The 24,864-nt window shown below is 62.5% G+C and carries 22 protein-coding genes and 2 pseudogenes; 14 read left to right on the forward strand and 10 right to left on the reverse strand.

The window, feature by feature from the left end:
• Window positions 1-83 precede the first annotated feature (83 nt).
• Together WDM24_RS04550 and WDM24_RS04555 are read left to right on the forward strand one after the other, a co-directional pair.
• The gene (locus WDM24_RS04550; protein ID WP_338830584.1) at window positions 84-2,210 is read left to right on the forward strand and encodes an ATP-binding protein; all 2,127 of its coding nucleotides are present in this window, start codon (window positions 84-86) and stop codon (window positions 2,208-2,210) included.
• Between the two features lie 223 nt (window positions 2,211-2,433).
• The gene (locus WDM24_RS04555) at window positions 2,434-3,339 is read left to right on the forward strand and encodes an alpha/beta fold hydrolase (protein ID WP_414645809.1); all 906 of its coding nucleotides are present in this window, start codon (window positions 2,434-2,436) and stop codon (window positions 3,337-3,339) included.
• Window positions 3,340-3,502: 163 nt separating this feature from the next.
• Here WDM24_RS04555 and WDM24_RS04560 read toward each other — a convergent pair whose 3' ends face one another.
• Complete coding sequence (locus tag WDM24_RS04560) at window positions 3,503-5,065, reverse strand: AMP-binding protein (protein ID WP_338830586.1); 1,563 nt, start codon at window positions 5,063-5,065, stop codon at window positions 3,503-3,505.
• An 87-nt stretch (window positions 5,066-5,152) separates the two neighbouring features.
• Here WDM24_RS04560 and WDM24_RS04565 point away from each other — a divergent pair, with 87 nt between their 5' ends.
• The 3 genes from WDM24_RS04565 (at window position 5,153) to WDM24_RS04575 (ending at window position 7,352) form a co-directional block, all read left to right on the forward strand.
• Window positions 5,153-6,130 (forward strand): nitronate monooxygenase, encoded by a 978-nt coding sequence (locus WDM24_RS04565; protein ID WP_338830587.1) that lies wholly within the window; start codon window positions 5,153-5,155, stop codon window positions 6,128-6,130.
• Window positions 6,131-6,260: 130 nt separating this feature from the next.
• Complete coding sequence (locus tag WDM24_RS04570) at window positions 6,261-6,530, forward strand: hypothetical protein (protein ID WP_051345929.1); 270 nt, start codon at window positions 6,261-6,263, stop codon at window positions 6,528-6,530.
• A gap of 108 nt (window positions 6,531-6,638) precedes the next feature.
• Window positions 6,639-7,352, forward strand: coding sequence for a hypothetical protein (locus tag WDM24_RS04575; protein ID WP_338830588.1), 714 nt, complete (start codon window positions 6,639-6,641; stop codon window positions 7,350-7,352).
• A gap of 48 nt (window positions 7,353-7,400) precedes the next feature.
• Here the strand turns inward: WDM24_RS04575 and WDM24_RS04580 are convergent, their stop codons facing one another.
• Window positions 7,401-8,816 (reverse strand): toll/interleukin-1 receptor domain-containing protein, encoded by a 1,416-nt coding sequence (locus WDM24_RS04580; RefSeq protein ID WP_338830589.1) that lies wholly within the window; start codon window positions 8,814-8,816, stop codon window positions 7,401-7,403.
• A 314-nt stretch (window positions 8,817-9,130) separates the two neighbouring features.
• Here WDM24_RS04580 and WDM24_RS04585 point away from each other — a divergent pair, with 314 nt between their 5' ends.
• The 3 genes from WDM24_RS04585 to WDM24_RS04595 all read left to right on the forward strand — a co-directional run bounded on the left by WDM24_RS04585 (window position 9,131) and on the right by WDM24_RS04595 (window position 12,390).
• On the forward strand, window positions 9,131-10,270 hold the full coding sequence (locus WDM24_RS04585; protein ID WP_338830590.1) for a patatin-like phospholipase family protein: 1,140 nt from the start codon (window positions 9,131-9,133) through the stop codon (window positions 10,268-10,270).
• A gap of 113 nt (window positions 10,271-10,383) precedes the next feature.
• On the forward strand, window positions 10,384-10,968 hold the full coding sequence (locus WDM24_RS04590) for a hypothetical protein (protein WP_338695619.1): 585 nt from the start codon (window positions 10,384-10,386) through the stop codon (window positions 10,966-10,968).
• A 33-nt stretch (window positions 10,969-11,001) separates the two neighbouring features.
• Window positions 11,002-12,390: a TRAFs-binding domain-containing protein gene (locus tag WDM24_RS04595; RefSeq protein WP_338830591.1), complete on the forward strand. Its 1,389-nt coding sequence runs from the start codon at window positions 11,002-11,004 to the stop codon at window positions 12,388-12,390.
• On the opposite strand, the gene WDM24_RS04600 is transcribed toward WDM24_RS04595, so the two are convergent.
• A complete protein-coding gene (locus tag WDM24_RS04600; protein WP_338830592.1) occupies window positions 12,336-13,001 on the reverse strand; it encodes an O-methyltransferase in 666 nt (221 codons plus the stop codon). The genes WDM24_RS04595 and WDM24_RS04600 overlap by 55 nt on opposite strands.
• A gap of 95 nt (window positions 13,002-13,096) precedes the next feature.
• Between WDM24_RS04600 and WDM24_RS04605 the strand changes: the two genes are divergently transcribed.
• The 3 genes from WDM24_RS04605 to WDM24_RS04615 all read left to right on the forward strand — a co-directional run bounded on the left by WDM24_RS04605 (window position 13,097) and on the right by WDM24_RS04615 (window position 15,028).
• Complete coding sequence (locus WDM24_RS04605; protein WP_338695625.1) at window positions 13,097-13,729, forward strand: TetR family transcriptional regulator; 633 nt, start codon at window positions 13,097-13,099, stop codon at window positions 13,727-13,729.
• Window positions 13,730-14,074: 345 nt separating this feature from the next.
• Window positions 14,075-14,377 (forward strand): hypothetical protein, encoded by a 303-nt coding sequence (locus tag WDM24_RS04610; RefSeq protein ID WP_338695627.1) that lies wholly within the window; start codon window positions 14,075-14,077, stop codon window positions 14,375-14,377.
• 186 nt (window positions 14,378-14,563) lie between these two features.
• Window positions 14,564-15,028 (forward strand): RidA family protein, encoded by a 465-nt coding sequence (locus WDM24_RS04615; RefSeq protein WP_338830593.1) that lies wholly within the window; start codon window positions 14,564-14,566, stop codon window positions 15,026-15,028.
• A 229-nt stretch (window positions 15,029-15,257) separates the two neighbouring features.
• On the opposite strand, the gene WDM24_RS04620 is transcribed toward WDM24_RS04615, so the two are convergent.
• Together WDM24_RS04620 and WDM24_RS04625 are read right to left on the reverse strand one after the other, a co-directional pair.
• Window positions 15,258-16,385: a calcium-binding protein gene (locus WDM24_RS04620; RefSeq protein ID WP_338830594.1), complete on the reverse strand. Its 1,128-nt coding sequence runs from the start codon at window positions 16,383-16,385 to the stop codon at window positions 15,258-15,260.
• 975 nt (window positions 16,386-17,360) lie between these two features.
• Window positions 17,361-17,603 (reverse strand): hypothetical protein, encoded by a 243-nt coding sequence (locus WDM24_RS04625; RefSeq protein ID WP_338830595.1) that lies wholly within the window; start codon window positions 17,601-17,603, stop codon window positions 17,361-17,363.
• A 276-nt stretch (window positions 17,604-17,879) separates the two neighbouring features.
• On the opposite strand from WDM24_RS04625, the gene WDM24_RS04630 reads away from it, so the two are divergent.
• Entirely contained in the window at window positions 17,880-18,065 is a 186-nt protein-coding gene (locus tag WDM24_RS04630; RefSeq protein ID WP_338695638.1) for a hypothetical protein, read from the forward strand.
• A gap of 213 nt (window positions 18,066-18,278) precedes the next feature.
• Here the strand turns inward: WDM24_RS04630 and WDM24_RS04635 are convergent, their stop codons facing one another.
• The 5 genes and pseudogenes from WDM24_RS04635 to WDM24_RS04655 all read right to left on the reverse strand — a co-directional run.
• A complete protein-coding gene (locus WDM24_RS04635) occupies window positions 18,279-18,737 on the reverse strand; it encodes a MaoC family dehydratase (RefSeq protein WP_338695640.1) in 459 nt (152 codons plus the stop codon).
• 55 nt (window positions 18,738-18,792) lie between these two features.
• On the reverse strand, window positions 18,793-19,152 hold the full coding sequence (locus WDM24_RS04640) for a hypothetical protein (RefSeq protein ID WP_338830596.1): 360 nt from the start codon (window positions 19,150-19,152) through the stop codon (window positions 18,793-18,795).
• 31 nt (window positions 19,153-19,183) lie between these two features.
• Window positions 19,184-19,582, reverse strand: a complete 399-nt coding sequence (locus WDM24_RS04645; RefSeq protein WP_414645682.1) for a cytochrome o ubiquinol oxidase subunit IV — start codon at window positions 19,580-19,582, stop codon at window positions 19,184-19,186.
• Window positions 19,579-20,193 carry a cytochrome (ubi)quinol oxidase subunit III gene (locus tag WDM24_RS04650; RefSeq protein ID WP_338832581.1) on the reverse strand — a complete coding sequence of 205 codons (615 nt, stop codon included), beginning with the start codon at window positions 20,191-20,193 and terminating at the stop codon, window positions 19,579-19,581. Before WDM24_RS04650 ends, WDM24_RS04645 begins: the two co-directional genes overlap by 4 nt.
• A 14-nt stretch (window positions 20,194-20,207) precedes the next feature.
• A pseudogene (locus WDM24_RS04655) lies at window positions 20,208-21,980 on the reverse strand (cbb3-type cytochrome c oxidase subunit I); the annotation flags it as partial.
• A gap of 341 nt (window positions 21,981-22,321) precedes the next feature.
• Between WDM24_RS04655 and WDM24_RS04660 the strand changes: the two are divergent.
• Window positions 22,322-23,569, forward strand: a pseudogene (locus WDM24_RS04660) (SulP family inorganic anion transporter); the annotation flags it as partial.
• A 718-nt stretch (window positions 23,570-24,287) separates the two neighbouring features.
• Complete coding sequence (locus WDM24_RS04665; protein WP_338832582.1) at window positions 24,288-24,596, forward strand: cytochrome c; 309 nt, start codon at window positions 24,288-24,290, stop codon at window positions 24,594-24,596.
• Window positions 24,597-24,864 lie beyond the last annotated feature (268 nt).

Raw genomic sequence — 24,864 nt, forward strand, 5'->3', positions numbered from 1 at the left:
GGTATCGTGGCCATGGCCGCCCGGCGGCGGTGTGACGTGGCGCCGGTTCGTGGTGAAGCTCGGCAGTCGCAGGGGCGGTCGCGATGAGGCCCGGCCCGTCCTCGGAACGCGCGGTCATCCTTGCCGCAAGCGAGCGCGACGCCGTCAAGACGGCCCATCTGATCAAGGAAGCCGGCTACTACGCCAATATCTGCGGCGATCTCGCCGAGCTCGAGCGCCAGGTCGCAAGCGGGGCGGGCCTTGCCATCATTGCCGATGAGGCGATCCGGAGCGCCGACCTCGCCCGCCTGACGCGCTGGTTGAACGAGCAGCCGTCATGGTCGGATTTCCCGATCGTGCTGATGAGCGAGGGCGGCGGGCCCGAGCGCAATCCCGAGGCGGCGCGACTCGGCCGCGTGCTCGGCAATGTCACCTTCGTCGAGCGTCCGTTTCATCCGAGCACGCTGGTGAGCCTGGTCGCCGCGGCGGTGCGCGGTCGCCGCCGCCAGTACCAGACCCGCCAGATCCTGGAGGATCTGACCGAGAGCGAAGGCCTGTTGCAGACCGCGCTCGATGCCGGCCATCTCGGCGCGCTCGAACTTCATCTGCCGGATTTCGAGCTCGAAGCGTCGCCGACCTGCAAGAAATTTTTCGGGCGCAGGCCCGGCGATCCCTTCACCTATCCGGAGCTGCTGGACGCGGTGCATCCCGACGACCGCGCCCGCCGCAGCGGAATCGTCGAGCAGACGCTGCGCACCGGCGCGGATTACCGGATCGAATATCGCAACATCTGGCCCGACGGCAGCCAGCATTGGCTCGACGTCCGCGCCCGCGCGGTGCGCCGGCCCGACGGCAGCATCCGCTCGCTGGTCGGGGTCTGCTCCGACATCACCGCGCGCAAGACCGCCGAGATCGAGCGCGAGGCGCTGCTGGCGCAGCTCGCCGCCGAGCGCACCGCGCTCGCCGAACTCACCGCGACGCTGGAGCAGCGGGTCGAGCAGCGCACCGCCGACCTGATGAAGGAGGTCGCCGCGCGCGAGCGGGCGCAGGAGCAACTCCGCCATGCCCAGAAGATGGAGGCGATCGGCCAGCTCACCGGCGGCGTCGCGCACGACTTCAACAATCTGTTGATGGCGGTGATGGGCAATCTCGACCTGCTGCGCAAGCGGATGCCGGAGGATCCGCGCCTGCGACGGCTGGTCGACGGCGCGCTGCAGGGTGCCGAGCGCGGCGCCTCGCTGACGCAGCGGCTGTTGGCATTCGCGCGGCAGCAGGATCTGCGCGCGGTGCCGGTCGATCTCGGCGCGCTGGTGCGCGACATGAGCAATCTGCTGGAGCGCTCGCTTGGACCGCGCGTCATGCTGCGGCTCGACATTCCCGCCGGCTTGCCGCCGGCCTGTGTCGACACCAACCAGCTCGAACTCGCGGTGCTCAACCTTGCGATCAATGCGCGCGATGCGATGCCGGATGGCGGCACGATCGAGATCAGTCTCGCGGCCTTGCAGGCGAAGAACGATCCGGCCCTGCAGCCGGGCAATTACCTGAAACTGTCGGTGGTCGACGGCGGCACCGGCATGTCGCCGGATGTGCTGAAGCGGGCGATCGAGCCATTCTTCTCGTCGAAGCCGGTGGGCAAGGGCACCGGGCTCGGCCTGTCGATGGTGCATGGGCTCGCGGTGCAGCTCGGCGGCGCGCTGCAGCTGTCGAGCGCGGTCGGCAAGGGCACCACGGCCGCGCTGGTGCTGCCGGTCGCAACCGCAGCGCCGGAGGCCGAGAGCCCGGCGCCTGCGGCGCAGACCGTCAAGCGCTCGGCGGTGATCCTGCTGGTCGATGACGATCCGTTGATCGCGATGTCCACCATGGAGATGCTGGAGGACCTCGGCCATCGCGTGATCGGCGCCAATTCCGCACCGCATGCGCTCGATATCATCAGGAGCGACCAGGAGATCGACCTGATGATGACCGATCACGTGATGCCCGGCATGACCGGCATCGAGCTCGCCGCGGCCTCACGCAAGCTGCGGCCGCAACTTCCCGTCCTGCTCGCCACCGGCTATGCCGAATTGCCCGACGGCATCCAGGTCGACCTGCCGCGGCTGGCCAAGCCCTACCACCAGGATCAGCTGCGCGAGCGGCTCGATCAGTTACTGGGGCAGGGGGCTGGTCAGCGTACCGCCGCCACCAGCGCCGACAGTCGCGACACGCCTTCCACGCTCTCTCCGTCACCCTGAGGAACCGCGCTTGCGCGGCGTCTCGAAGGGCAACGGCCCGGCCGCGGTCGCGCGTGGCCGACAATGTCGGAAACGTGATCTGCGCGTGACGGCTGGGCGGGAAGGATGCGCGCGTGATCGGTGTTGCTCACATCACGTCGAAGAACGCCGAGCACCACGCAGGAGCTGCCTTATGAAGATGCCCACCCGAATAGCGATGTCTGCCGCTCTGGCCGGCTTGGCCATGCAGGCCTCGGCAAGCGACCTGCAATCGAGTCGACGGTCGATCTCGTATCACACGGTGGATATCCTGGGCGTCAACATCTTCTACCGCGAGGCGGGGCCCGCCGACGCACCGGCCGTGCTGCTGCTCCACGGCTTTCCATCCTCATCGCGGATGTGGGAGCCGTTACTGCCTCTTCTCGCCGACAAATATCACGTGATTGCCCCTGACTATCCGGGGTTCGGCAACAGCAGCGCGCCGGCGCCGTCCAGCTTCGAATACACCTTCGACAACCTCGCCCGCGTGACGAGCGAGTTCACGACAAAGCTCGGGCTCGCGCACTATGTGCTGTTCATGCAAGACTATGGCGGGCCGGTCGGCTTTCGCCTGGCGCTTGCGCACCCCGAACGAGTCCGCGCGATCATTGTCCAGAACGCGGTCGCCCACGAACAGGGCTTGGGCCCGCTTTGGGAAGCGCGCAGGAAATTCTGGGCGGATCCGGCGCACGAAGTCGACAAGCTCAAGGCCAACTTCACGTCCTTCGAAGCGACGCGCCAGCGTCATGTCGGAACGAGCCCGCATCCCGAACGCTACGATCCGGATCTGTGGGTCGACGAAGCAGCGTTTTTGTCCCGCCCGGGCCAGGCCGACATCCAGACCACGCTGTTCCTGGATTACCGGACAAACCTTGCCTCGTACCCGCTATGGCAGAAATGGCTTCGCGAGGCGCAGCCGCGAACCCTCGTCGTCTGGGGCAAATACGACCCGTCGTTCACCGTCGCCGGCGCAACCGCCTATGCCGACGATGTGCCGGGAGCCGAGGTACACATCCTGGATGCGGGACATTTCGCGCTCGACGAAGCGACCGACGAGATCGCGACGCTGGTTCGCGGCTTCCTTGCGCGTCTCGACCGGCGCAAGGAGTAACGCGGAATGTGCCGCCGCCGGCGGCCTCTCCCCGTCACCCTGAGGTGCGAGCGGAGCGAGCCTCGAAGGGTCGACGGCCCGGCTGGGGCCGTGCATCCTTCGAGACGGCCGCTGTGCGGCCTCCTCAGGATGACGGTGATAGGTTTTGCGCGCGCCGCGGTGCTCACCCCACCATGCGGTCGCGGCCGGTCCAGAAGCGGGCCTTCAGCACCTTCTTGTCGACTTTGCCGACGCCGGTCATGGGCAGCTCCTTGACGAACTGGATCTGCTTCGGTGCATGCGCCGAGCCCTTCTTCGCCTTCACCAGGCCGATCAGTTCGTCGGCGTCGGGTGTTGCGCCCTCGCGCGCCACCACGACGGCGGTGACGGCCTCGCCCCATTTGTCGTCGGGCACGCCGACGACCGCGACCATCGCAACGTCAGCGTGCTGCGACAGCACATCCTCGACCTCGCGCGGAAAAATGTTGAAGCCGCCGGAGACGATCATGTCCTTCTTGCGGTCGAGGATGAACATGTAGCCGCGCTCATCCATGCGGGCGATGTCGCCGGTGTGCAGCCAGCCGCTCTTCAGCGTTTCGGCCGTGATGTCGGGCCGTTTCCAATATTCGGCCATCACATGCGTGGCACGCACGCAGATCTCGCCGGCCTCGCCGGTCGCGACCTCCTGGTCGTCCTGATCGAGGATCTTGACCTGGCAGGCGGCGATCGGGAAGCCGCAGGACAGGAACAGCTCCGGCGTCTTCGGATCGTGATCCGCCTTGCGCAGGACCGAAACCGGATAGCATTCGGTCTGGCCGTAAAGCTGCGAGAACACCGGGCCAATCCGCTCGATGCCCTCGACCAGCCGGCTCGGCGACATCGCGGACGCGCCGTAGAGCAGGAGCTCGAGCGAGGAGAGGTCGGTCTTGTCGAGCGCAGGATGATCCAGCATCACATAGATCATGGTCGGCACGAACAGCGTGAAGTTGATCTTCTCGCGCGCGATGGTCTTGAACACGGCCTCCGGATCGAAGCCCTTGAGCATGTGCACGGTGCCGCCGCGCATCAGCGTCGGCAGCACCTTGGTGCCGGCCACATGGCTGATCGGCGCCACCGTCAGATAGCGCGGCGTCTCCGGGATTTCGAAGTCGGCGAGGATGGCGGCGGCGAAGCCGCCATATTCGCGATGATGGCGCAGCGCACCCTTGGATTTGCCGGTGGTGCCGCCGGTGTAATTCAAGGTCGAGATGTCGTCCGCAAGGGCGAAGTTCTTCGGGCTTGCGCTGCCCGTACCTTCGACTGCCTGCAGCAGGTCGGCGCCGTAATCTGCCGGGCCGAGCGTGAACACGGTCTTCAGCCCGGACGCTTTGGCCGCGAGCTCGCCGCCGCGATCGCGAAACGTGATGCCGTCGACGATCAGCATCTCGGCCTCGGAATCCTCGATCTGGAACAGCTGGTCGTCGAGCGAGCCTAGCGGATGCAGCCAGGTGATCGCAAGCCGCGACAATTGTGCGGCGACGCCGGCGCACCAGGTGTCGGCGCGGTTGGCGGTGAGAAAGGCGACGCGGGTGCCCGGCGCAAAGCCGAACCGCACGAACACGCTCTGCATCCGTCCGATCAGGTCGGTCGCGCCCTGATAGCTGAGCGAGCCGCCCGGCCAGGCGAAGGCCGTGCGCGACGGATAGCGCGCCAGCGCCCGCACGGTCTGCTCGCAGACCGCCGGAAATGCATAGAGCGGATTGCTCATCTTGTTCTTCCTCCCGCCTTTGTCTTTGGCTTCTCTCGTGCCAATGTTGCGGGCAACGCTAACACAAGGCTGCACGGAAGAAACAACTTGTCCGCTGATCTTCTTGCGCGTTTTCGCGATCGCCTTCGGCTGCCGCTGATCGCGGCGCCGATGTTTCTGGTGTCGGGCGTCGAGTTGGTGGTAGCGGCCTGCCGCAACGGCGTGATCGGCTCGTTTCCGACGGTGAATTGCCGTGAGACGGAACAGCTCGATGCCTGGCTCGGCGAGATCGAGCGCCGCCTGCAGGCGCATGCCGATGCGAACGGCAAGGCGGCGGCGCCGATTTGCCCGAACCTGATCGTGCACCGCTCCAATGCGCGGCTCCAGCAGGATCTCGCTGTGCTGCTGCGGCACAAGGTCGAGCTCGTGATCACCTCGGTCGGTTCGCCCGCACCGGTTCTCGCGCCGTTGCATGATGCCGGCGCGCTGGTGTTCGCCGATGTCGCCTCGATCCGCCATGCCGAGCGCGCGGCCGCCGCCGGCGCCGACGGGCTGGTGCTGCTCACCGCGGGTGCCGGCGGGCAGACCGGCTGGCTCAATCCGTTCGTGTTTGTGCGCGCGGTGCGCGGTTTCTTCGATGGCCCGATCGTGCTTGCTGGCGGCATCAGCGACGGCCACGCCCTGCGCGCCGCGCAGGCGCTCGGCTGCGATCTAGCCTATATGGGCACCAAGTTCATCGCGACGCGCGAGAGCATGGCCGACGCGAGGTACAAGCAGATGCTGGTCGACAGCTCTGCCGACGACATCCTGCTGACGACGGCGTTCACCGGCCTGCAGACCAACATGCTGCGGCCCTCGATCGAGGCCGCCGGTCTCGATCCCGACGACCTTCCGACGCGGGGCGCGATCGACATCGGCAAGGACATCGACATCGGCGCCCGCGAGAGCCGCCCGAAACGCTGGCGCGACGTCTGGAGCGGTGGTCATTCCACCTCGGGGGTGACCGGAGTGCTTGGCGTCGACGATCTCGTGGCGCAGACGGTTGCGGAGTACGAGGCGGCGAGCGTGCGGGTGCGGCTCGCCTGATACCAGACCCAGCTGTCGCTCAAGTCCCGCCTGTCCGCTTAACGCGGCATTAACCATGCCAGTCCCAACAATGGCGCCATGGGACGGTCTGCCGCCACGGCCGGCCGCCCGGCAGTTGTGGGAATGCGACATGGCTTTTGAGGCGCTTTTCGCCAAGGATCTGGCCAAGGATCTGGACAAGACCCCGGCATCGCTCGACGAGCTCCGGACCCGGGTCTTCTACGCCCTGCAGCGGCATCCGCTGTGCCGTCAGGTCGAATTCGACATCGTCAGCACGCCGCGGACCCGGCGCACCAACTGGACGGTCAGCCTGCACTCGGTCCAGCCGGGGGCGCTGTGGACGGCCCATGAGATCGTCGCCGACATCCAGGAAGCCTATGAGCTTGCCGCCGCGGCCTGATTTTCGGGCCGTTTCGGGACAATTTCACCTATTTGGCATCGTCATGGCACGGTAACGCCGCATTTGGCGGTCAGCCTGCGGTGATACTGGCAGGGAATGGAGTAATTTTTGACCAGAGCCATCACCCTCGCCGCGCTGACATGTTTCCTCCTTGCCGGCGCTGCGATCACAGCCATTTTGGGCCGCGACAGCCTGCCGGCGGCGCAGGCTGACATCGGCCCGGTCGCCAACCGCGCCAGCAAACAGGATAAGCTCGCGGTCACGACGCTTGCCACTGCCGCCTTTGATGCGCCCCAGCCGACTGAGCCTCCTGCCAATCCGTCGCCGCTCCTGCTGCGGGCGCAGGCCGCGATCCCGGGCGCGACCGACACGGTGCGCCAAGCCTATGCCTCCGCCGAGCCGGCCGATATCGGCCTGCCGAAGCTCACCGACCCGGTCGATGCGGCTCAGCCGAAGGCCGCCGAGCCGGCCGCCGCACCGAAGCCCAAGGCCGCCGCCAGGCCGGCGCCGCAGAAGAGCTACGCGCTGCTCAGCGACGCGCAGATCGCTGGCATCAAAGACCGCCTCAAGCTGTCGTCGTCGCAGGAATATTACTGGCCGGCGGTCGAGACCGCGCTGCGTGCCGTGGCGCGCAAGATCCACGCCAAGCGCCAGGGCGATCCTGCGGCGGGCACTATGCCGATCGATCCCGATTCCGACGAAGTCCAGCAGCTGAAGTCGGCGGCGATGCCGCTGCTGTTCCAGCTCCGCGAGGACCAGAAGAACGAAGTGCGCTCGCTGGCCCGCCTGATCGGACTCGAACGGGTCGCCGCGATGATCTGAGTGCCGGGTCCGGTCGAACCGGACCTTTGCTCCAGCTTCGCGGGTTTATTACATCGGCCGCAGTTTCTCGACCCTGCCCTGGGTTTCGACAAGCAGCTGTTTCATGAAATCCTTGTTGCGCTTCAGCCAGGGCTCCAGCGTCTGCCTGATATCGCCTGGCGACCTCTTCTCGACGGCCTGCGCGAGCCGGGTCTGAAACGTCCCCCAATCCTTGAACATCTCCTTCAGCAGCGCATCGTCGGAGATGTTGATCGCCGACTTGATGTCGCCGACGGTTTCGAGTTCCCGCATATTGCTCTGCCGCAGGATCGAATCCAGATTCTCCAGGCATTCATGGTAGCGCTCGAGCAGATCGTCCCATCGCTTGGCGTTGACGTCATCGTCCATGCCCTCGACCGCGTTGTACAAGGGTTCGAGAAACGACCAGCGGAAGCGCCTTGCCAGCCGCAGCAGGATCGACAGGAAGACGATGTCCTTTGGCATGTTCTGCGCGACCATCAGGCGGGGATCCTCGCTGAAGGGCGGCATCGGGACGAAGATGAGGACGACCGAGAACGGCGTGTTGTCGAGATATTCGAGCCGGGCAATGACCGGCTGATAAAGCTTCAGGTCGCGGAATATTGGGCTCAGCACCTGTTCACGGCTCCGCCGGCTTGCGATATCGACGTCGGCGAACGAGTTCGCGACATAGTTGGTCAGTTCGTCGAGCCAGGCGCCGCTGTCGTAGCGGTTTTGCGCGCGGAGCAGGTCCTCCCAGTCGAGCTCCGCCGTATCGGGACCGGACAGCAGCGTGACGGTGGCGGCATCCGCCTCAAGCCTGGCATCCTTCAGGAATCCGCGCGCGCGGTCCGCAGGGGCGAGCGGCGCCAGCGAATCGGCCTTTTGCCGGAATGACAGCTCGTCGCTGAACACGATGCGAAGTCGCAGCCGAAACAGCTCCTCCGGACGGGTGATCTGCATGAACTGCGCGTGAATGTCCTTCGCCGCATCGTTGAACTCGCGGGCGTGGTTGGCATTCAGTCGCGGCCTGAGCGGGACGTTACCGAAGGTCGGCTTCACGAACAGATCCTCGAGAAACCGCCGCACATCGTCTTCGCCGATGCCGTAGAACTCGTTCTCCGCCAGCATCGGAAACGACGGCGAACTATCGACCGAGAACCACAGCACTTTCGACATCAGCTTCAGCGCGCGCTTGTAGCCGTCGAACTGCGAAATCTCCGACGCGCACCAGGTCCAATTGTGCTCGGCATTGGTGTGGATGAAGATCAGGCAGTCGGCCCTGGCCGTGTTGTCGATCATCCATTGGCGCCACTCCGCGCCGCCCGGGATTTCCTCGCACACATAGCACTCCACCGGACGCTGGCGGTCGAGGCTGCTGAGATATTCGAGCCGCGCCTTGAGCAGGCGCGCGAGATATCTGTCTTCGGCGCGATGGCTGAGAAAGACCGAGAAATCATCCGGCATGGCACAACCCGATCTGCATGAATGTTATGCGACGGCCGGCCGCATCTTCGTCGGCCAAATTCCGCGGCCCGCCGCGGACGGAATGATATCCCGTCTTTGAAATCCGCGATCGCCGGGCAAGAAAAAGAAAACCGTCTGCCAGTGAAATATCTCACTATACCTTAGGGTGTATCGCGTGCAAGCTGACTGCCGCGGAGAGCCGGCGCGCGAAATTGTCCGGCCCCGGCATCGAATGACTAAGATTGTAAGCAAGCCGATGCGCCGAGTTGGGTGCATCGCTTCATTTCATGACGTCATGGTTCCGCGGGGCAATTATGCCGAAGACCAAGCAGCAGCATTTCGATCGCGACGCCGGACCGAAGCGGATCCTGGCTCTCGATGGCGGCGGCATTCGCGGCATTCTGACGCTCGAATATCTCGCCGCGGTCGAAGCGATGTTGCGCAAGCGGTACGGCAAGGACGATCTGCTGCTGTGCGACTATTTCGATCTGATTGGCGGCACCTCGACGGGATCGATCATCGCGGCCGGACTGGCCTGCGGGATGACGGTCGACGCCTTGAAGAAGCTTTATCGCGGGATCGGCACCGACATCTTCCAGGGTTCGTTCTGGCGGCGCGGGCTGCTGGCGCCAAAATTCAAAGCCGACGCCTTGCAGCGCGCGCTCGACGCGCAGCTCGGCGCCGACACGGCGCTCGGCGGCGATCGCATCCGCACCGGGTTGATGATCATGACCAAACGGCTCGATACCGGCAGTCCCTGGCCGCTGCATAACCATCCGGGCGCGCCCTACGCAAAGCAGGACGGCGCGTTGCGGCTGACCGAGGTGGTTCGCGCCAGCACCGCGGCGCCAACCTATTTCGAACCGCAGAAGATCACGATCTCGGCGCGCAACGGCAGCACGGTCAGCGGCGCCTTCGTCGACGGCGGCGTCAGCCCGTTCAACGATCCGGCCCTGCAACTCCTGATGCTCGCGGCACTCCATGGCCATGGCTTTCGCTGGCATACCGGCAAGGACAATCTCCTGCTGATCTCGGCCGGTACGGGCGTGTTCAAATCGACATTCTCGACGGACGAGATCGTCCACATGCCGGCGGCGGAGCAGGCCGTGCGGTCGCTGCAATCGCTCATGGATGATTGCGGACGGCATAATCACGGCATGCTGCAATGGCTGACGAACTGCCTGACGCCGTGGATGATCGATCGCGCGGTAGAAGACATGGTGGCCGACAGCCAGAGCGGGCCGCAACTCGCGACCTATGCGCGCTACAACGTGCTGCTGGAAACCGACTGGTTGAAGAAGACGGTCGCCATCGACCGGACGCCGGACGCGCTGGTGAAGATCGCGGCGATGGACAACCCGAACAACATGGACGAGCTCGCCGACATCGGACGACTCGCAGCAATCAGGCAGGTCAAGCCGGATCACTTCCCGCCGGCCTTCGATATCAAATGATGCCGCGCGGAGCGGCTTCTCAACACGTAAATCCCAGTTTCGACAACCAAATCGCCTTCAGCTAAGTTCGCCACCGAGACACAATGATCCAATCATTTAGTCGAGGTGTCGCGATGACCACAGAGCCGGATGCCAGATCACCGAACAAGGTGGTTCTCTTCAGCGGTCACATGATCGATGCGCGAGATCGAAAAACGCCCCGCTTTCCGCCGGACAAGGAGCCGGCAGCCGCCGCTGCAATCGCCGATGCGCTTTCGCGGATTGGCGCGGCCGAAGGCGATCTTGCCATCTGCGGCGGCGCTTGCGGCGGTGACCTGCTGTTTGCGGAAGCTGCTCTGGCGCGGGGCATGCGGCTTGAGATCTATATTCCGTTCGACGAGCCGACCTTCCTTGCCGGTTCGGTGGATTTCGCCGGCGGCAACTGGCGCGCGCGCTATTTCGCGGCCAAATCGCGCGCGACGCTCCACGTCATGCCCGACGAGCTGGGGCCGCTGCCGGCCGGCGAGAACGCCTATGAGCGCGACAATCAATGGATGCTGGAGCAGGCCGCGCGATATGGCGGCGAAAGGATCGCCTTCATCTGCCTGTGGAACGGCGAGGGCGGCGACGGCCCTGGCGGCGCCAAGCACCTGATGGAGGAGGCGGGGCGCAGGACGACGTGGATTTACTGGCTGGATACACGAAAATTATGGGACTGAAGGATTTGCAAGATGCCGTCGTGTTTCATGATCATGCCTTACGGCCGCAGGGCGACGCAGAATGACTCGGGCCGCGGACCGGCCGAGATCGATTTCAATGCGCTTTGGGATCGCGGCTACGTTCCGGTTATCAAGGATCTGGGCTACGAGCCGGTGCGCGCGGACCAGGACACGAGCGCTTTGATCATCAGCGAAATGCTGGAGCGCCTATACTTCGCCGATCTCGTGCTGGCCGACATGACGATTCCGAACGGAAACGTCTATTATGAAGTCGGGATCCGCCACGCCGCTCAGAAGACCGGGTGCGTCCTCCTCGCGGCGGAATGGTCGAAGCAATTGTTCGATGTCGCGCAGATGCGGACTGTCCGCTATCCGCTGTCCGAAGGTGACATCAACCCCGCCACCGCCGCGGCGTTCCAGGCGTCGATCAAGGGGGAAATCGAATTCCGCCGTAACGGCATCTCGCCGATGCACCAATCGATCCCGGGCTATCCCGACAAAGTCGATCCACGCAAGGCTGTAACGACGCGGGGCCAGCTTGCGGAGCAAGCCGCATTCCAGACCAAGGTACGGGCCGTGCGCGCGGCGCCCGCGGCTGAGCGCATGAAGCGGGCGCAGGCGTTGATCGCCGCTGAGGGAAATCCGCCTGCAAGCTATGCGAAGGCCCTCGCTCTGTTGTTGCTGCTGCGCGATTGCGTCATCGATACTGACGACTGGAATGTTATGCTCGACTTCACGCAGAACCTTCCGGACTGCTTTGCTGACGAGCCCGAAGTAAAGGAGAACCGCGCATTTGCGGGGGCCCAGGTGGGAAACCACATCGAGGCCATCGCCGAGCTTGAAACGTTGATCGACCTCGCGGGACCGACGCCCGAGCGCCTGGGTCTGATGGGCGGCCGTTACAAGCGTCTCGCTGACGATGCTGCGGCCAACGAACGAGTCACGTATCTTGCCGAGGCCATCAAGTATTACGAACAGGGAATGGATCTCGATCTCAACGCCTATTATTGCTCCAGCAACCTGCCCCGTCTCTATCGTGCGCGCGGCACGGAAGGTGACGAGGATCGCGCGCAGGCGACGGTGAGGCTTGCGATCGCCGCGTGCGAGCGTGCCCGGCGGCTGAATGTCGCTGACGAATGGCTGCGCCCGACGCTGCTTGCCGCGGCCTTCGATCTCGGCGATCCCGACAAGGCTGACAAACTCGCCACCGAGGTGATTGCCGAGGGTCAGGTGAAATGGAAAGTGCGCAGCGTTCTTCGCGATCTCAGGGCCAGCGTCTTGTATGTTGAGGACGCCGCGAAGCGGGCGCGGCTGTCCGCAATCATCGACCAGATCAAGGGGCCCGACGAGCCGCCGGGGCCTCCGCCTCAGCCAAGCCGCATCGACAGCTCGACGTCGCCGCCGAACGGCACCGACAGATAACCGCTTGCCGGCGAGCGCACGCGCGCCAGATAGTCGGGGCTGTCATCGGCGTTGTCGGCGACCACGAAGGCGCCCGGCCTGAGGCGGCTCTCGACGAGATCGAGGATCTCGGGATAGAGCGCCTTGGCGCCGTCGAGCAGCACGAGGTCGATCGTATCAGGCAGATCGGTGCGCAACGTCCGGAGTGCGTCGCCCTCGCGGATCTCGATCAGGTCGTAGAGGCCGCCGGCGACGAGATTGTCCCGGGCGTGCGCCACCTTGGACGATTCGAACTCGCTGGTGATCAGCCGCCCGCCGCCATTGTCGCGCAGCGCGGCGGCAAGATGCAGGGTCGAGATACCGAACGAGGTGCCGAACTCGACGATGCTGCGCGCGCCGCTGCCGCGCGCCAGCATGTAGAGCAGCGCGCCGGTCTCGCGCGAGACCGCGAGCGGCACGTTGTTGAGGCGGCTATAGAGCGCGCGGTAATCGGTCTTGCTCCGCATCAGGCGCGTCCGCTCCTCGTCGGTGAGGTCGGCCACCGCGAGCTGGGTTTCTTCCTGCGCGGCGGAAGCCTGCTCGAACAGGCGATCGAACAGGCCCGCGAGCTCAGGTGAAATGAGGGTGGTCATATCGGGTCTCTCGGTCTGAAAGCGGCGCGTTCTTGCGCCTCGTCAGAAATACGAATAATTATTCGCATTCGCTAATCGCATTCCCCAGAGCGTTCATGACCGAGCGTCGAAGCTCTTCAATTTCCTCGCGAAAACAACCGCAACAGGCCCGCTCGGCCGAGCTCGTCGCGGCGATTCTCGATGCCGCTGTTCAGGTTTTGACCAAGGAGGGGGCGCAGCGTTTCACCACGGCGCGGGTGGCCGAGAGGGCCGGCGTCAGCGTCGGCTCGCTGTACCAGTATTTTCCGAACAAGGCGGCGATCCTGTTCCGGCTGCAGAGCGACGAATGGCGGCAGACCACGACCCTGCTGCGCGACATCCTCGAGGACGCAAAACGGCCGCCACTCGACCGGCTGCGCACGCTGGTGCACGCCTTCGTCCGCTCGGAATGCGAGGAGGCCGCGGTGCGCGTCGCGCTTGGTGACGCCGCGCCGCTCTATCGCGATGCGCCGGAAGCGCGCGAGGCGCGGACGTCGGGCGAGCGCATCGTCGAGACCTTCATGCGCGCGGCCTTGCCGAAGGCGTCCGACGCGGTGCGCGCGATGGCCGGCGATCTGATCGCGACGACGCTGAGCACGGTCGGCAAGGATTTTTCGGAAAGCCCGCGAACGCAGGCGGAGATCGAGACCTGCGCCGACGCCATGGCCGACATGTTCTGCGCGTATCTGAGGAGCCTTGGACGACGCTGAGGCGTCTGCCATCGCGCCGCGGCCGCGCCACGCGTAGCCCGACAGGGCGAAGCGTGGTGCCCAACCCGGATCCTTCGCAGCTGTCCTTCAAACCGCCGCTTTAGCGGTCCATGACAATCCCCGCCAGGCGTCGTCTCCCGGGTGAAACACTTCATAAGCGGAGTTCCGCTTCGCAACTGACCTGGCGCGCAGCGCGGCGTCAGATCGCGGCAAATATTCTTCCTCGATCTCGGCCGGGTATGTTACGCAACGGGTCGTTGGTCGGTCGTCCCTATGAGGAAGGTCACTGACGCCTTGCGGGCTGGCTCGACGCGTGTCGCAACGTGCAGCCCCGATCGCTGGCAGATGATGTCCGACGGAGATTTTCAGATGAAGTTTATTCCCCTCGCGGCGGTTCTCATCCTTGCCTGCCAGGCTATTGCTTGCCACGGCGCCGCCGCTCAAACGTCCGGATGCTCGGCGATCAGCAATTCCAATGACCGGCTGGCCTGCTATGACAAGGCCGCCGCGATCACGGGTGGAAGTCCGGACAAGGGCAAGACCGCCTTATCGGATCCGTCGGCCAAGCGTGGCAGCGTCGTCGAGATGCTTGCTGATGAAAATGCAAAACTGAACGCCAAGCTCAAGACCATCTGCCGCGGCTGCTGACACTGCCCCATGGCAAGCGATCTGATCGCGACGACGCTGGGCGCGGCCGGCAGGAGCTGAGCCGCCGGCGCAATTGCTCCGAGAGCATGATCTCGGTACCGCTTCACGCCGAACTCGGCTATCAGGGGCGCCCGGCGGAGGTCACGCCGCGATCCGAGAAGAGGGCCAGTTCGCTGGCAAGCAACCGTGAAGCTCGAACAACGTCTGCACGAACTCAACATCGAGCTGCCGATGTCGGCGGCGGCCGGCGGCGCCTATGCACCGGTGGTGGTCCACGGCGACACGATCTATGTCAGCGGCCAACTTCCGCGCGATGGTGACAAGGTGCATGTCGTCGGCCAGGTCGGTCGTGATGTCACCTTGGAAGACGCCAAGCGGGGTGCGCGGCTGGCGCTGATCCGCGGACTGGCCGCGATCAAGGCACATCTGGGGTCGCTCGACAATGTCGCGCAGATCTTGAAGCTCACCGTGTTCGTGCACAGCGCCGCGGATTTCAGCGGTCAGACGGCAGTCGCCGACGGCGCGTCGGAGCTCATCATGGAGCTGTTCGGTCCCGAGCGCGGACTGCACCCCAGGACGAGCGTCGGCGTCGCGCAGCTGCCGCGCAACGCAGCGATCGAGGTCGAGTTGATCGCTGCGCTGGCGCGCTAGAGCGTTTTCGAGCGAAGTGGACGCCGGTTCGCGTGAAGAAAACGCGTCAATACAACAGGCTAGAGTTTCGGTTCTGATTCAATCAGAATCGAAGCTCTAGCTTAAGCCGCTTGGTCGCGCCACACGCAGCAACAGTCAAACGATCAGGGGCCGCCTCGGTTGGCGGCCTCGTTCGCTTCATTGTCGTCGATGTCGCTTCGATCGCGGCCCGCCGGTTCGCTCCGGCAGATCAACTGACGATCAAGAAGTTCGCCGCCGTGAGCGTGCCTGCCGTGGCGCCGTTGAGCCAGACCGCGGTGTCGCCGTCGACCTGGACAACGAAGTAGGCGCCGTTTTGGTAGGAGTGCGACAGCACGTCGGCAAAGAAGCTGAAGCCGGAGCCATTGAGTTGCACGACGTCGGTCGCGCCATTCCAATCCTGAACCACCTGCACGCTGGGCACGTCATTGGAGACGAACGTGTTGCTGCCGCCGCCGCCGAAATAGTAGTTCACCCCCATGCCGCCGTCGAAATAGTCGTTGCCGACGCTTCCGAGCAGGATGTCCGAGCCATCACCGCCGTACAGCGTGTTGTTGCCGGCGCCGCCATAGAGGTAGTCATTGCCGCCGTAACCGTAGAGCACGTCATTGCCGTCATCGCCGTTGAGTACGTCGTTGACTTGCGAACCGATCAGCACATCGTTGCCGGTGCCGCCGTAGGCGTTTCCACCGCCAGTCGGCAGATAGATCCAGTCATCCCCGCCGCCGCCTTCCAGAAGATCCACGCCGGCGTCCCCGACGATGGTGTCTTGCGCGCCCCCGCCGTAGACGCTGTCATCGCCCAGGCCGCCGTAGATCGCTGATCCGCCTGTGCCGTTGGTGCCAGTCAGCACGATGAGATCGTTGCCATTGCCACCGAATGCAAATGTCGTATCGCCAATGGCTGCGTAGCCGCCAAACAGGCTGTCGTTTCCGTCGCCGCCATCCCAATACAGAACGGTTCCGGTCAGCAGGTCATCCCCGGTACCGCCGTAGGCAACCCCGCCATAAAAGCCGCTCAGAGATGTATTGATGGTGTCGTTTCCATCGCCTCCGAAAGCGCCGCCTTGACCGGTTGCGGTAATCGAATCGTTGCCCCCGTCGCCGTAGAATGCACCGATACCCGAGAGAGTATCGTTTCCACCCCCGCCGTAGATTCTTATGCCTGGGCCCGTGGGGCTCCCTCCGGAAAGGCTGTCATTCCCCTCACCACCATAGAGCGTTTGTCCGCCTCCGGTGGTGGCGTTGCCGTTGAGGGTGTCGGCGCCATCCAGGCCATACATGACGTCTTCGTTGCCGGTATGGCTGTCATCGCCCAGGGTGCCGACATAGGTGGTCATGATCTCTTCCTGCTTTCCAGACGCTCCTCCGGGGATGATGGCGGAACGATCCCACCCAGGCAAGCTCCAGGGTTGATAGCTCCGCTGCCGACATCCTCACGTTGGGATATCGCGCAGTCAGCGACGACGGCTGTTTCCGGGCTGCGTGAGATCGGCTTGCAGAATGCCGGCGGCGCGCATCTTGACGATTTCGGATCAGGATTGCGGCGCGGGCTGCGCGCGCTACTGCAGTTCGCTTGGGGCAGTCCGTCTTCGCTTTCGCGCTGCTCAAGCTTCGCCGGACACGCTTCGCCCTTCTGGCCATCGCGCGGCTGCGCCACGCGTAGCCCGAAGGCGAAGCGTGGTGCCCCTGGCCGGCAATCGCCTAATACCATAACCGATTGAATTTAAAACTGTTTTTGTCGCCGATTGCTGCCGATACCAGCAGAAATACCAGCAACGTGATGCTCGGTATTAGCTCGCAAAAATAAAAGCAAGCTCCTCGGCAGTCAGCAGGCACGGCGGCAGCAGGCACGGCCCATGCCGTTCCGGTCACCACAGTCGTCCGACCGGAATCGAACCCGGCTCTGATCGAATTGCTGCGGGATCGACCTAACTCAATATCGGGAGGTCAAGGACGGGTCTTGTCATACGTAGCCGATCCATTAGCCCCGACGATGTCAAGCGAGACACTTACTTCGTACTGGATGACTTCGGCGGTCAACTCGGTTGCGGTTGGCACAAGACCGACGTCGAAAAGCGCTGATCGCGCGACGTAGTAGATGTCCAATGCGCTCACGACACGGAGAAATAAGCGCGGCGGCGCGACGAGGTGGTGAGGCGCTTGCTTGGCAAGGGCGACAAGAACAAGCCTTGCGGTATCTATAAGCTTGCGGCCTATTGGGCCGAGTACGTGCGTTTAGCGTAGCATTGGTCGCATCGCCTCGACAGCTCACGCGCCAGTGCGCCCGCTGTCTCGCTTCGGAGATCGGCGGCCTAGCTCGCTCTCGTTTCGACCCGTGGCAGTGAAGCGTGATATTCGTCCACGCTCTCGAGGTCAATCATGGTCTTGCCTCCCATCTTGTATGCCCTGATCCTCTCGTGGGCGATCAGCTCATAAGCCTTAGTCTTTCCGAATTTGCCATTGCGGCAACCGTCCTTGAACTCGACGAGGCCACGCCGCTTGTTGTTATCATTGTCAACCATGGTTCCTGCACGTGCTTCGATGATCTCCGCCATGGGATCAAGCCCCGCTGAGCGAGATAGGCATTTCCATGGCGTGACTTACCAGGAAGACGCTGCTTTTGTGGTAGCTGACGAGTTTCCTGCTGACTTGTTTCGACGCCATATGCGCATGGCCCAACTGCCCGGGATGCGCTGATCTAAATCTCTTACGTGCCAAACAAAAGGCTCTCTGATGCCGCTGCTAACGCCCGCGCACTGTAGAGTGCAAATCGGACAGACACCGGAAGCGCTCTTGGCGAGCTCGAGCAGACCAATTTCGACAGCTACCAAATGCTGCGGATCGATCAGGCGCCGGCCATCGAGGTCCATATCGTGCCGAGCACCGAACCGCCCGGCGGCATGGGCGAGACCGGAACCTCGGGCATCGTGCCTGCGATCAGCAATGCGATCTTCGCGGCCACAGGCAAGCGGCTGCGCAAGATGCCGGTCGATCCCGGGTTGTTGAAGCGGACGTAATGAGCGGTTGGTTGCGGTAACCGGAGCTGCTGAAGTCCGCTTTTGACCTAAGCGATTTCGACCGCAACTTCGTTGTCACTGAAAGGGGCGCGCGCCTGCCGCCCAGGCAGCAGGGTTCGTAGCGGTCAACTCGGACGGACGGCTGGCGGACAAGCGGGCTTGCGGACGCTGGTCTCAAGGCCGTTGGGCGTGCTGGACGTGGACCGACGCGCTTCAATTCGCCTTCGGCGCCGGGCGGCGCGGGACGATCGTCATCGGAGTGAACTCATAGACGGCTTGGCCATCCTGGTTGTACATCGTCCATTTCATATTCACCGTACCCTGCGGTTTGCTCTTCGAAGGGGTAAGGCTTTCGACCTCTCCTTCCAAGCGCAGCACATCGCCGGGACGTACTGGCGCCAGCCAGCGCAAGCCGCCTCCCATTCCGATGATCGGATGATCGCCGAAAGGTCGGCTTTCCACCAACAACCTCATTGCAAGTGAGGCCGTGTGCCATCCGGATGCCGCAAGGCCCTTGAAGAAGGTCCTGCTAGCCGCTTCTTCATCCAGATGCATCGGCTGCGGGTCAAATTCGGCCGCGAAGCGCTTGATTTCTGAAGCGGTGATCTGCGCTTCACCCGACTTGAACTGCATTCCGACGGAAAGATCATCAAACCACGCGATCGCCGTCATGAGCTTCTCCTTCCTACGGGCTGGATCACTTGCGCCAATCCGCCGTAGCTGTGCGCTAGTTCCGCTGCGCGGTCCAGTAGCCCGAGCAGCGCGCGGATCCCGAATGGCCACTCCACGTGCCACGGCCGGAACTGCTTGCGAGCCTGCCCGAACCGGAAGCGTACTTGTCGTGCACGGTCACGGAAGCGCGGACCGCACCCGAGCGAGCCACATAACCGCTGAACCGCACCAGATTTGGATGTGTGACGATTCCGTTGCTGATGTTGACAGCGAAGTTGTAGGTCGGATCGCATGCGCCTCTCTGCGTCACGAAAATGAGGTCCCAGGATCCGTCATAGGCCGAGCTGGCTTGTGCGACAGAAGTCAGGGCGAGGCAGCCCGCGACCGTCGCGGAAAACAAGAGCGGCTTTATCATCGTCGTTCTCCAAAGCGTTGTACGTGTTGGGTCATGTAGCCATCTTCAGCGTTGCATCTGCAGGTTCATGAGCTCGGGATGTCCCATCATCATGTTCTCGTTCAGATTGGTCATGATCACGAGCGATCCGTACGATAAGCACGCCAAACGCCAGCGCCAGGACATTGTGGCTGCTGTCGGGCCCGGTCGTGATGTGAAGAAAGAAGACCAGGTGCACCCCCATCTGGGCGATGGCGAGGACGGCGAGTCCGGCCGGCACGCCCGGCGCCCAGATCGCCGAGGTGTTTGCCACCCAGAAGGATGTGGCCGTCAGGATCACCGCCAGTAGCAAACCGATCGTGTACACAAGGAAGCCGGAAGAAGCTCTTTGCTCCGAGGCCGGGATCGCTGGCCTGTCTTCCGGTGCAACATCCCAACGCATTTCAGTCATGGAAGGACTCCCATCAGATAGACAACGGTGAAGATCAGAACCCAGATGATGTCGAGCGCATGCCAGAACAATGAGAAGCAGTGCAGACGGCGAACCACGACGTCCTGAAAACCTCTCAATGACAGCTGGACCATCATGAGAGCCAGCCATGCCAGTCCGAACGTCACGTGCAGCCCGTGACTGCCGACCAGCGTGAAGAAGGCGGACAGGAACGCGCTGCGTTGCGGCGTCGCTCCTAACGCGATCATGCCTTGGAATTCGCGAAGCTCGAGCGAAAGAAATGCCGCTCCCAACAGGAATGTCGCCAGGGCGCCAACAAAGACGACGTGATACCGCCGCGCATTGATGGCCAACGACATCATGCCGCAAGTGTAGCTGGAGAGCAGGAGAAGCGCGGTTTCTATCGCAACGTTCCGCTGGTCAAACAGCTGAGCACCGGTGAGGCCGCCGGCACTCGCTTTTGCGAGCACGGCATAGCTCGCAAACAGCGCCGAGAACATCACGATGTCGCTCAGCAGGAAGATCCAGAACCCGAAGCCTGCGACCACTCGCTTAGGCGCGGGCCCGGCTCCGCTTGCATTCAGCAGTTCGCCTCGGCGGACTGCATCCATCTCAACTGCGACGTTCATGGCGATACCTCCACCGGGTGTGCGCGATCGAACAGGCGGATCTCATCTGCGGAAATCTCGACTTCGTCCTTTCTGCGGAACATGAAGGCGAGCAACGTCACGGCCGCGCCAAGAACTCCGAAGCCTGCCATCCACCAGATGTGCCAGATCAGGGCGAAGCCGGTGACTACGGCAAAGAACGCGGTCACGAAACCGACAGGAGTGTTCTTGGGGACTTCGATCGGCTGGTAAGCGTGCTGCCGCAAGGGCAGCTCCTGCTTCGCTAGCAGGCGCTGCTTCTGCGTCCAGAATGCATCGAGTCCGTCAACGCGCGGCAGGACCGCAAAATTCCAGGCCGGGGGCGGCGACGCGGTAGACCATTCCAGTGTGCGGCCATTCCACGGATCACCCGTCGTGTCGCGCAGTTGCTCGCGGTGACGAATGGACACCACGATCTGGACGATCTGACAGATGATTCCGGTCAGGAAGACGAGTGCGCCTACCTCGGCGACCAAAAGCCAAGGCTGCCAAGAAAGGACGTCGTAGTGCTGCAGACGGCGGGGCATGCCCATCAGCCCCGTCACGTAGAGCGGCATGAACGCGAGATGGAAGCCGATGAACCAGCACCAGAAGGCGGCCTTGCCCCAGCGCTCATCCAGCTTGAAGCCGAACGCCTTGGGAAACCAGTAATTGTAGCCAGCGATGCACCCGAACAGCACGCCCGGGATGATGACGTGATGGAAATGGGCGACCAGGAAGACACTATTATGGACCTGCCAATCGACCGGGGGCAACGCCAGGAGCACTCCAGTCAGGCCACCGAAGACGAACGACACCATGAAGCCGATCGTCCATAACACCGGCACCGTGAACCGGACCCGCCCGCCGTACATTGTAAACAGCCAGTTAAAGACTTTGACGCCGGTCGGCACGCCGATGATCATGCTCGTGATGCCGAAGAAGGCGTTGACGCTCGCGCTGGCGCCCATGGTGAAGAAATGATGGAGCCAGACCGTGTAGGAGAGGACACAGATAGCCATGGTCGCGAGTACCATCGAGCGATAGCCGAACAGCGACTTGCCCGAAAAAGTGGCGGTCACCTCGGAAAAGATGCCGAAGGCCGGGAGAACCAAGATGTAGACTTCGGGATTTCCCCAGACCCAGAACAGGTTCACATACATCATCGCGTTGCCGCCGGCGTCCACTGTGAAGAAGTGGAAGCCCAGGTAACGATCGAGGAGCAGCATTGCGAACAGCGCGGTGATCACCGGAAAGGCGGCCACCATCAGCAAATTCGATGCAAGCGCTGTCCAGCAGAAAACCGGCATGCGCATGTAGCTCATTCCGGGAGCCCGCATCTTCAGAATCGTCGTGACAAAATTGACGCCGCTCAACAATGTCCCAAGCCCGGATAATTGCAGCGACCAGAGGTAATAGTCGACGCCGACACACGGCGAGAATTGCAGCTCGCTCAACGGCGGATAGGCAAACCAGCCGGTCTTTGCAAACTCGCCGACTGCCAGCGATACGTTCGGGAGGAGAACACCGGACGCGGTCAGCCAGAAGCTGATCGAGTTCATCGTTGGGAACGCGACATCGCGGGCGCCGAGTTGCAGCGGGACGGCGAAGTTCATCAATCCGATCACAAGCGGCATGGCCACGAAGAAGATCATGATCGTGCCATGTGCCGAAAAAATCTGGTCGAAATGCTCAGGCGGCAGGTACCCCTGAGCTCCGCCGGCCGCTACCGCCTGCTGGGTGCGCATCATGATTCCGTCCGCGAAACTGCGCGAATGCCGCTGTGCGGGGATCAGCCTTCACTAAAAAAATTGAGCGGATGCGCGCGCCCGAGTTGGCGCCACTTTTAACAAGCACTGAGGGGGCATCGAGTTCCTCGAAGTCGAGGTGGTAATCGGCGCAACTGGTATCCGATGGTTTCCCATGATCTTTCCAGTGGTCAAAATTGCTCACAAAGAACAGATCACGTTTAATCAATGTCGGCGGAGGGATCGTCGGACCTTCTGTTGGAATAGGTCGTCGATTTGACGCACCGATAGCGTCTATTGTGGTAAGATGCGCTTCTGGGGCGGTCGCACGCCACAATCCTCGAAATACAGATCGGTTCGCGACCATGCCTGATGGGTCCGCCACCGCCCATACTTATCGTCCGAAAATTGTCACGGTGTTGGCGGAGGGTTATAACTTTGACTGCTTTCGGCGGGATATGTTGGCGGCACTTACCGTCGCAATCGTCGCTCTGCCGCTGTCGATGGCGATCGCTGTAGCCTCGGGCGTTTCGCCGGAACGAGGGTTATATGCCGCCGTCATTGGCGGTTTCTTAGTGTCGGCGCTAGGCGGGAGCCGTTATCAGATCGGCGGTCCCGCCGGTGCATTCATCGTTCTTGTTGCAGCAACCGCTACGAAATATGGCCTGGAAGGGCTTTTGCTCACGGTTTTCCTCTCCGGGCTGATGCTCACCCTGATCGGTTTGCTTCGGCTTGGTTCGCTCATTCGCTACATTCCGCATGCCGTGACCGTCGGCTTCACTTGCGGGATTGCGGTTACGATCTTTGCCAGCCAGCTCAAGGATCTCGGCGGCCTGAAATTACCCGGTGTCGAACCCGGGCAGCTCTTGCCCAAGCTCGCAATGCTCGGCCGGCCGTTACCGACCCTTAGCCCGGCTGCGTTTGCTGTTGGCGCGGGCTCCGCCGCCTTGATTTTCTTGCTGCGACGCTTGCTGCCAAATTGGCCGGGAATGTTGATCGCTGTCGTGCTTGCCTCAGTAGTCGCGTGGCTGTTCCATTTGCCGGTCGAGACGATCGGCAGCCATTTTGGCCAGCTCCCGAATGGCGTGCCTTCCCCCCGACTGCCATCGTTCTCAACGCCATCCGTGCTTGGAGTGTTGCCGGCCGCGCTCTCCTTCACGTTGCTTGGGGCAGTCGAGAGCCTTCTGTCCGCCAAAGTGGCGGATGGCATGACAGGACGCAAGCACCGCTACAATATGGAAGTAGTGGCGCAAGGCGTTGCGAACATCGCTTCTGCAATATTCGGCGGGATCAGCGTGACCGGAACGATTGCGCGCACGGCGACCAATATCCGCGCCGGTGCGTGCAGTCCGGTCTCCGGCATAGCTCATGCCGTCTTTCTCCTGGTTTTCATGTTGGTCGCAGGACCGCTGGCGAGCTTCATTCCCTTGTCTACGCTGGCCGGCGTACTGGTGGTGGTCTGCTGGAATATGGCCGAGAAGGACGATTTCTTACTCCTGCTTCGCGATTGGCGCGGCGGCAGCGTACTGCTGGCCACATTCGGCCTTACGCTCGTCGAGGACCTTACCTTCGGCATCATCGCGGGATGCGTGCTGGCAGCGGCGTTCGCGATCTTCGACCGAATCAAGCGGCGACGACGGGGGCATTCCTGAGAAATGTCGAATTTTCTAGCGCACCAATTGTTGCGGTCAAGGTACCACGTCTGAGTGGCCCGTCCTGACACAAAACAAGCGGTTAGTTGGGTGGGCCAGTGCATGTCCGCTCTGCCCAGTATTTCAGACATCAACTTGTTCCGCTATTGCCAAAGGCGCCATCGACCTGGATGCCGAGATACCGGGCCGTGCTTTCGATCTTGGTATGACCGAGCAAGAGCTGAACAGCCTGAATACATCGCGGTTTAGAGATTTGCTTCTTAGGGTAACCGACAAAGACCAGCGCTAACAAATCCACCAGTTGCTGGCGGAAGAGGAAGCTAAAGCACTCCCTCGAAAACTAGGGCCGCCGCTAGAAATGATCAGAGCAGATTGATCGTCGCCGATGGTTCATGGAGCAGTGTCAGGACCAATCGCCGTCGCTCACACGCCGCGCGCCAATGTTGGCTCTCTAGACCCGCCCGAGCACGGGGATGCTGAGGACTCCGCCGACGTGGAATGGGGACCTTTTAAGCTAAAAAGACGGCCGGAGTTCCACGGTTTTGTCGGCATATCTTTTCACCGGAGTGAGCAAAATTGACCACTTACTCCGGTGCATGAAGGGCATATTCAATCATCCCTCATACCGGTGAAGCTCATGCGTTGGATGATTTCTGGATTCCTTGGAGCCGTTGCAACTATGGCCCTACAGTTTCCGATCCTTGCTCAGCCGCTTCGTGGCGACGCAGCATCTGGCCGCCAGATCGCAAACTCGCAATGTAGTTCGTGCCATCGCGTCCTGCCGATCCTATTTCCCGGTAGAGGTGAGACTTCGATGATCGACAAAGATGGTCCTCCCAACTTCCAGAGCGTCGCTGACATGACATCGACGACCGAACTTTCATTGAAAGTGTTTCTGCGTTCTAACCACAAGAATATGCCGAATCTCATCCTTACCGAGGCGGAATCAGACGACATAATCGCGTACATCTTGAGCTTCAAGAAGTGATCAGTGTCGTAAGCCCATCAGACTGATATACAGACATATTCCTTCACGTCCCCGGGCTTTAAGCGATGATCTTCAAGTTCGTTGATATTTCGCAGCTTCACAGCATTTCGGGCCGATTGCGAGGTTAAAGATTGCAAGATTGCGACTTGAGCCCGCGATTCCTTCGGATCGTTGGCGATCAGCTAAGGTCCAGAAGCTTATTTAAAAGAATGCTGCAGATTGAGGATGGAGAAGATTATTGGATCTCGGCGATCTTCGGTCCACGACG

Origin of the sequence: Bradyrhizobium sp. 27S5 (genome assembly GCF_037217225.1) — a bacterium.
GTDB classification, from domain to species: Bacteria; Pseudomonadota; Alphaproteobacteria; order Rhizobiales; family Xanthobacteraceae; genus Bradyrhizobium; species Bradyrhizobium septentrionale.

Excerpts from the sequence above, each read along its gene's own strand:
- WDM24_RS04550 (WP_338830584.1), top strand. The coding sequence starts at position 84 with ATGAGGCCCGGCCCGTCCTCGGAACGCGCGGTCATCCTTGCCGCAAGC.
- WDM24_RS04555 (WP_414645809.1), top strand. The coding sequence starts at position 2,434 with ATGCAGGCCTCGGCAAGCGACCTGCAATCGAGTCGACGGTCGATCTCG.
- WDM24_RS04560 (WP_338830586.1), bottom strand. The coding sequence starts at position 5,065 with ATGAGCAATCCGCTCTATGCATTTCCGGCGGTCTGCGAGCAGACCGTG.
- WDM24_RS04570 (WP_051345929.1), top strand. The coding sequence starts at position 6,261 with ATGGCTTTTGAGGCGCTTTTCGCCAAGGATCTGGCCAAGGATCTGGAC.
- WDM24_RS04580 (WP_338830589.1), bottom strand. The coding sequence starts at position 8,816 with ATGCCGGATGATTTCTCGGTCTTTCTCAGCCATCGCGCCGAAGACAGA.
- WDM24_RS04585 (WP_338830590.1), top strand. The coding sequence starts at position 9,131 with ATGCCGAAGACCAAGCAGCAGCATTTCGATCGCGACGCCGGACCGAAG.
- WDM24_RS04590 (WP_338695619.1), top strand. The coding sequence starts at position 10,384 with ATGACCACAGAGCCGGATGCCAGATCACCGAACAAGGTGGTTCTCTTC.
- WDM24_RS04595 (WP_338830591.1), top strand. The coding sequence starts at position 11,002 with ATGCCTTACGGCCGCAGGGCGACGCAGAATGACTCGGGCCGCGGACCG.
- WDM24_RS04600 (WP_338830592.1), bottom strand. The coding sequence starts at position 13,001 with ATGACCACCCTCATTTCACCTGAGCTCGCGGGCCTGTTCGATCGCCTG.
- WDM24_RS04605 (WP_338695625.1), top strand. The coding sequence starts at position 13,097 with ATGACCGAGCGTCGAAGCTCTTCAATTTCCTCGCGAAAACAACCGCAA.
- WDM24_RS04610 (WP_338695627.1), top strand. The coding sequence starts at position 14,075 with ATGATGTCCGACGGAGATTTTCAGATGAAGTTTATTCCCCTCGCGGCG.
- WDM24_RS04620 (WP_338830594.1), bottom strand. The coding sequence starts at position 16,385 with ATGACCACCTATGTCGGCACCCTGGGCGATGACAGCCATACCGGCAAC.
- WDM24_RS04625 (WP_338830595.1), bottom strand. The coding sequence starts at position 17,603 with ATGGCGGAGATCATCGAAGCACGTGCAGGAACCATGGTTGACAATGAT.
- WDM24_RS04630 (WP_338695638.1), top strand. The coding sequence starts at position 17,880 with ATGCTGCGGATCGATCAGGCGCCGGCCATCGAGGTCCATATCGTGCCG.
- WDM24_RS04635 (WP_338695640.1), bottom strand. The coding sequence starts at position 18,737 with ATGACGGCGATCGCGTGGTTTGATGATCTTTCCGTCGGAATGCAGTTC.
- WDM24_RS04640 (WP_338830596.1), bottom strand. The coding sequence starts at position 19,152 with ATGATAAAGCCGCTCTTGTTTTCCGCGACGGTCGCGGGCTGCCTCGCC.
- WDM24_RS04645 (WP_414645682.1), bottom strand. The coding sequence starts at position 19,582 with ATGACTGAAATGCGTTGGGATGTTGCACCGGAAGACAGGCCAGCGATC.
- WDM24_RS04650 (WP_338832581.1), bottom strand. The coding sequence starts at position 20,193 with ATGGATGCAGTCCGCCGAGGCGAACTGCTGAATGCAAGCGGAGCCGGG.
- WDM24_RS04665 (WP_338832582.1), top strand. The coding sequence starts at position 24,288 with ATGGCCCTACAGTTTCCGATCCTTGCTCAGCCGCTTCGTGGCGACGCA.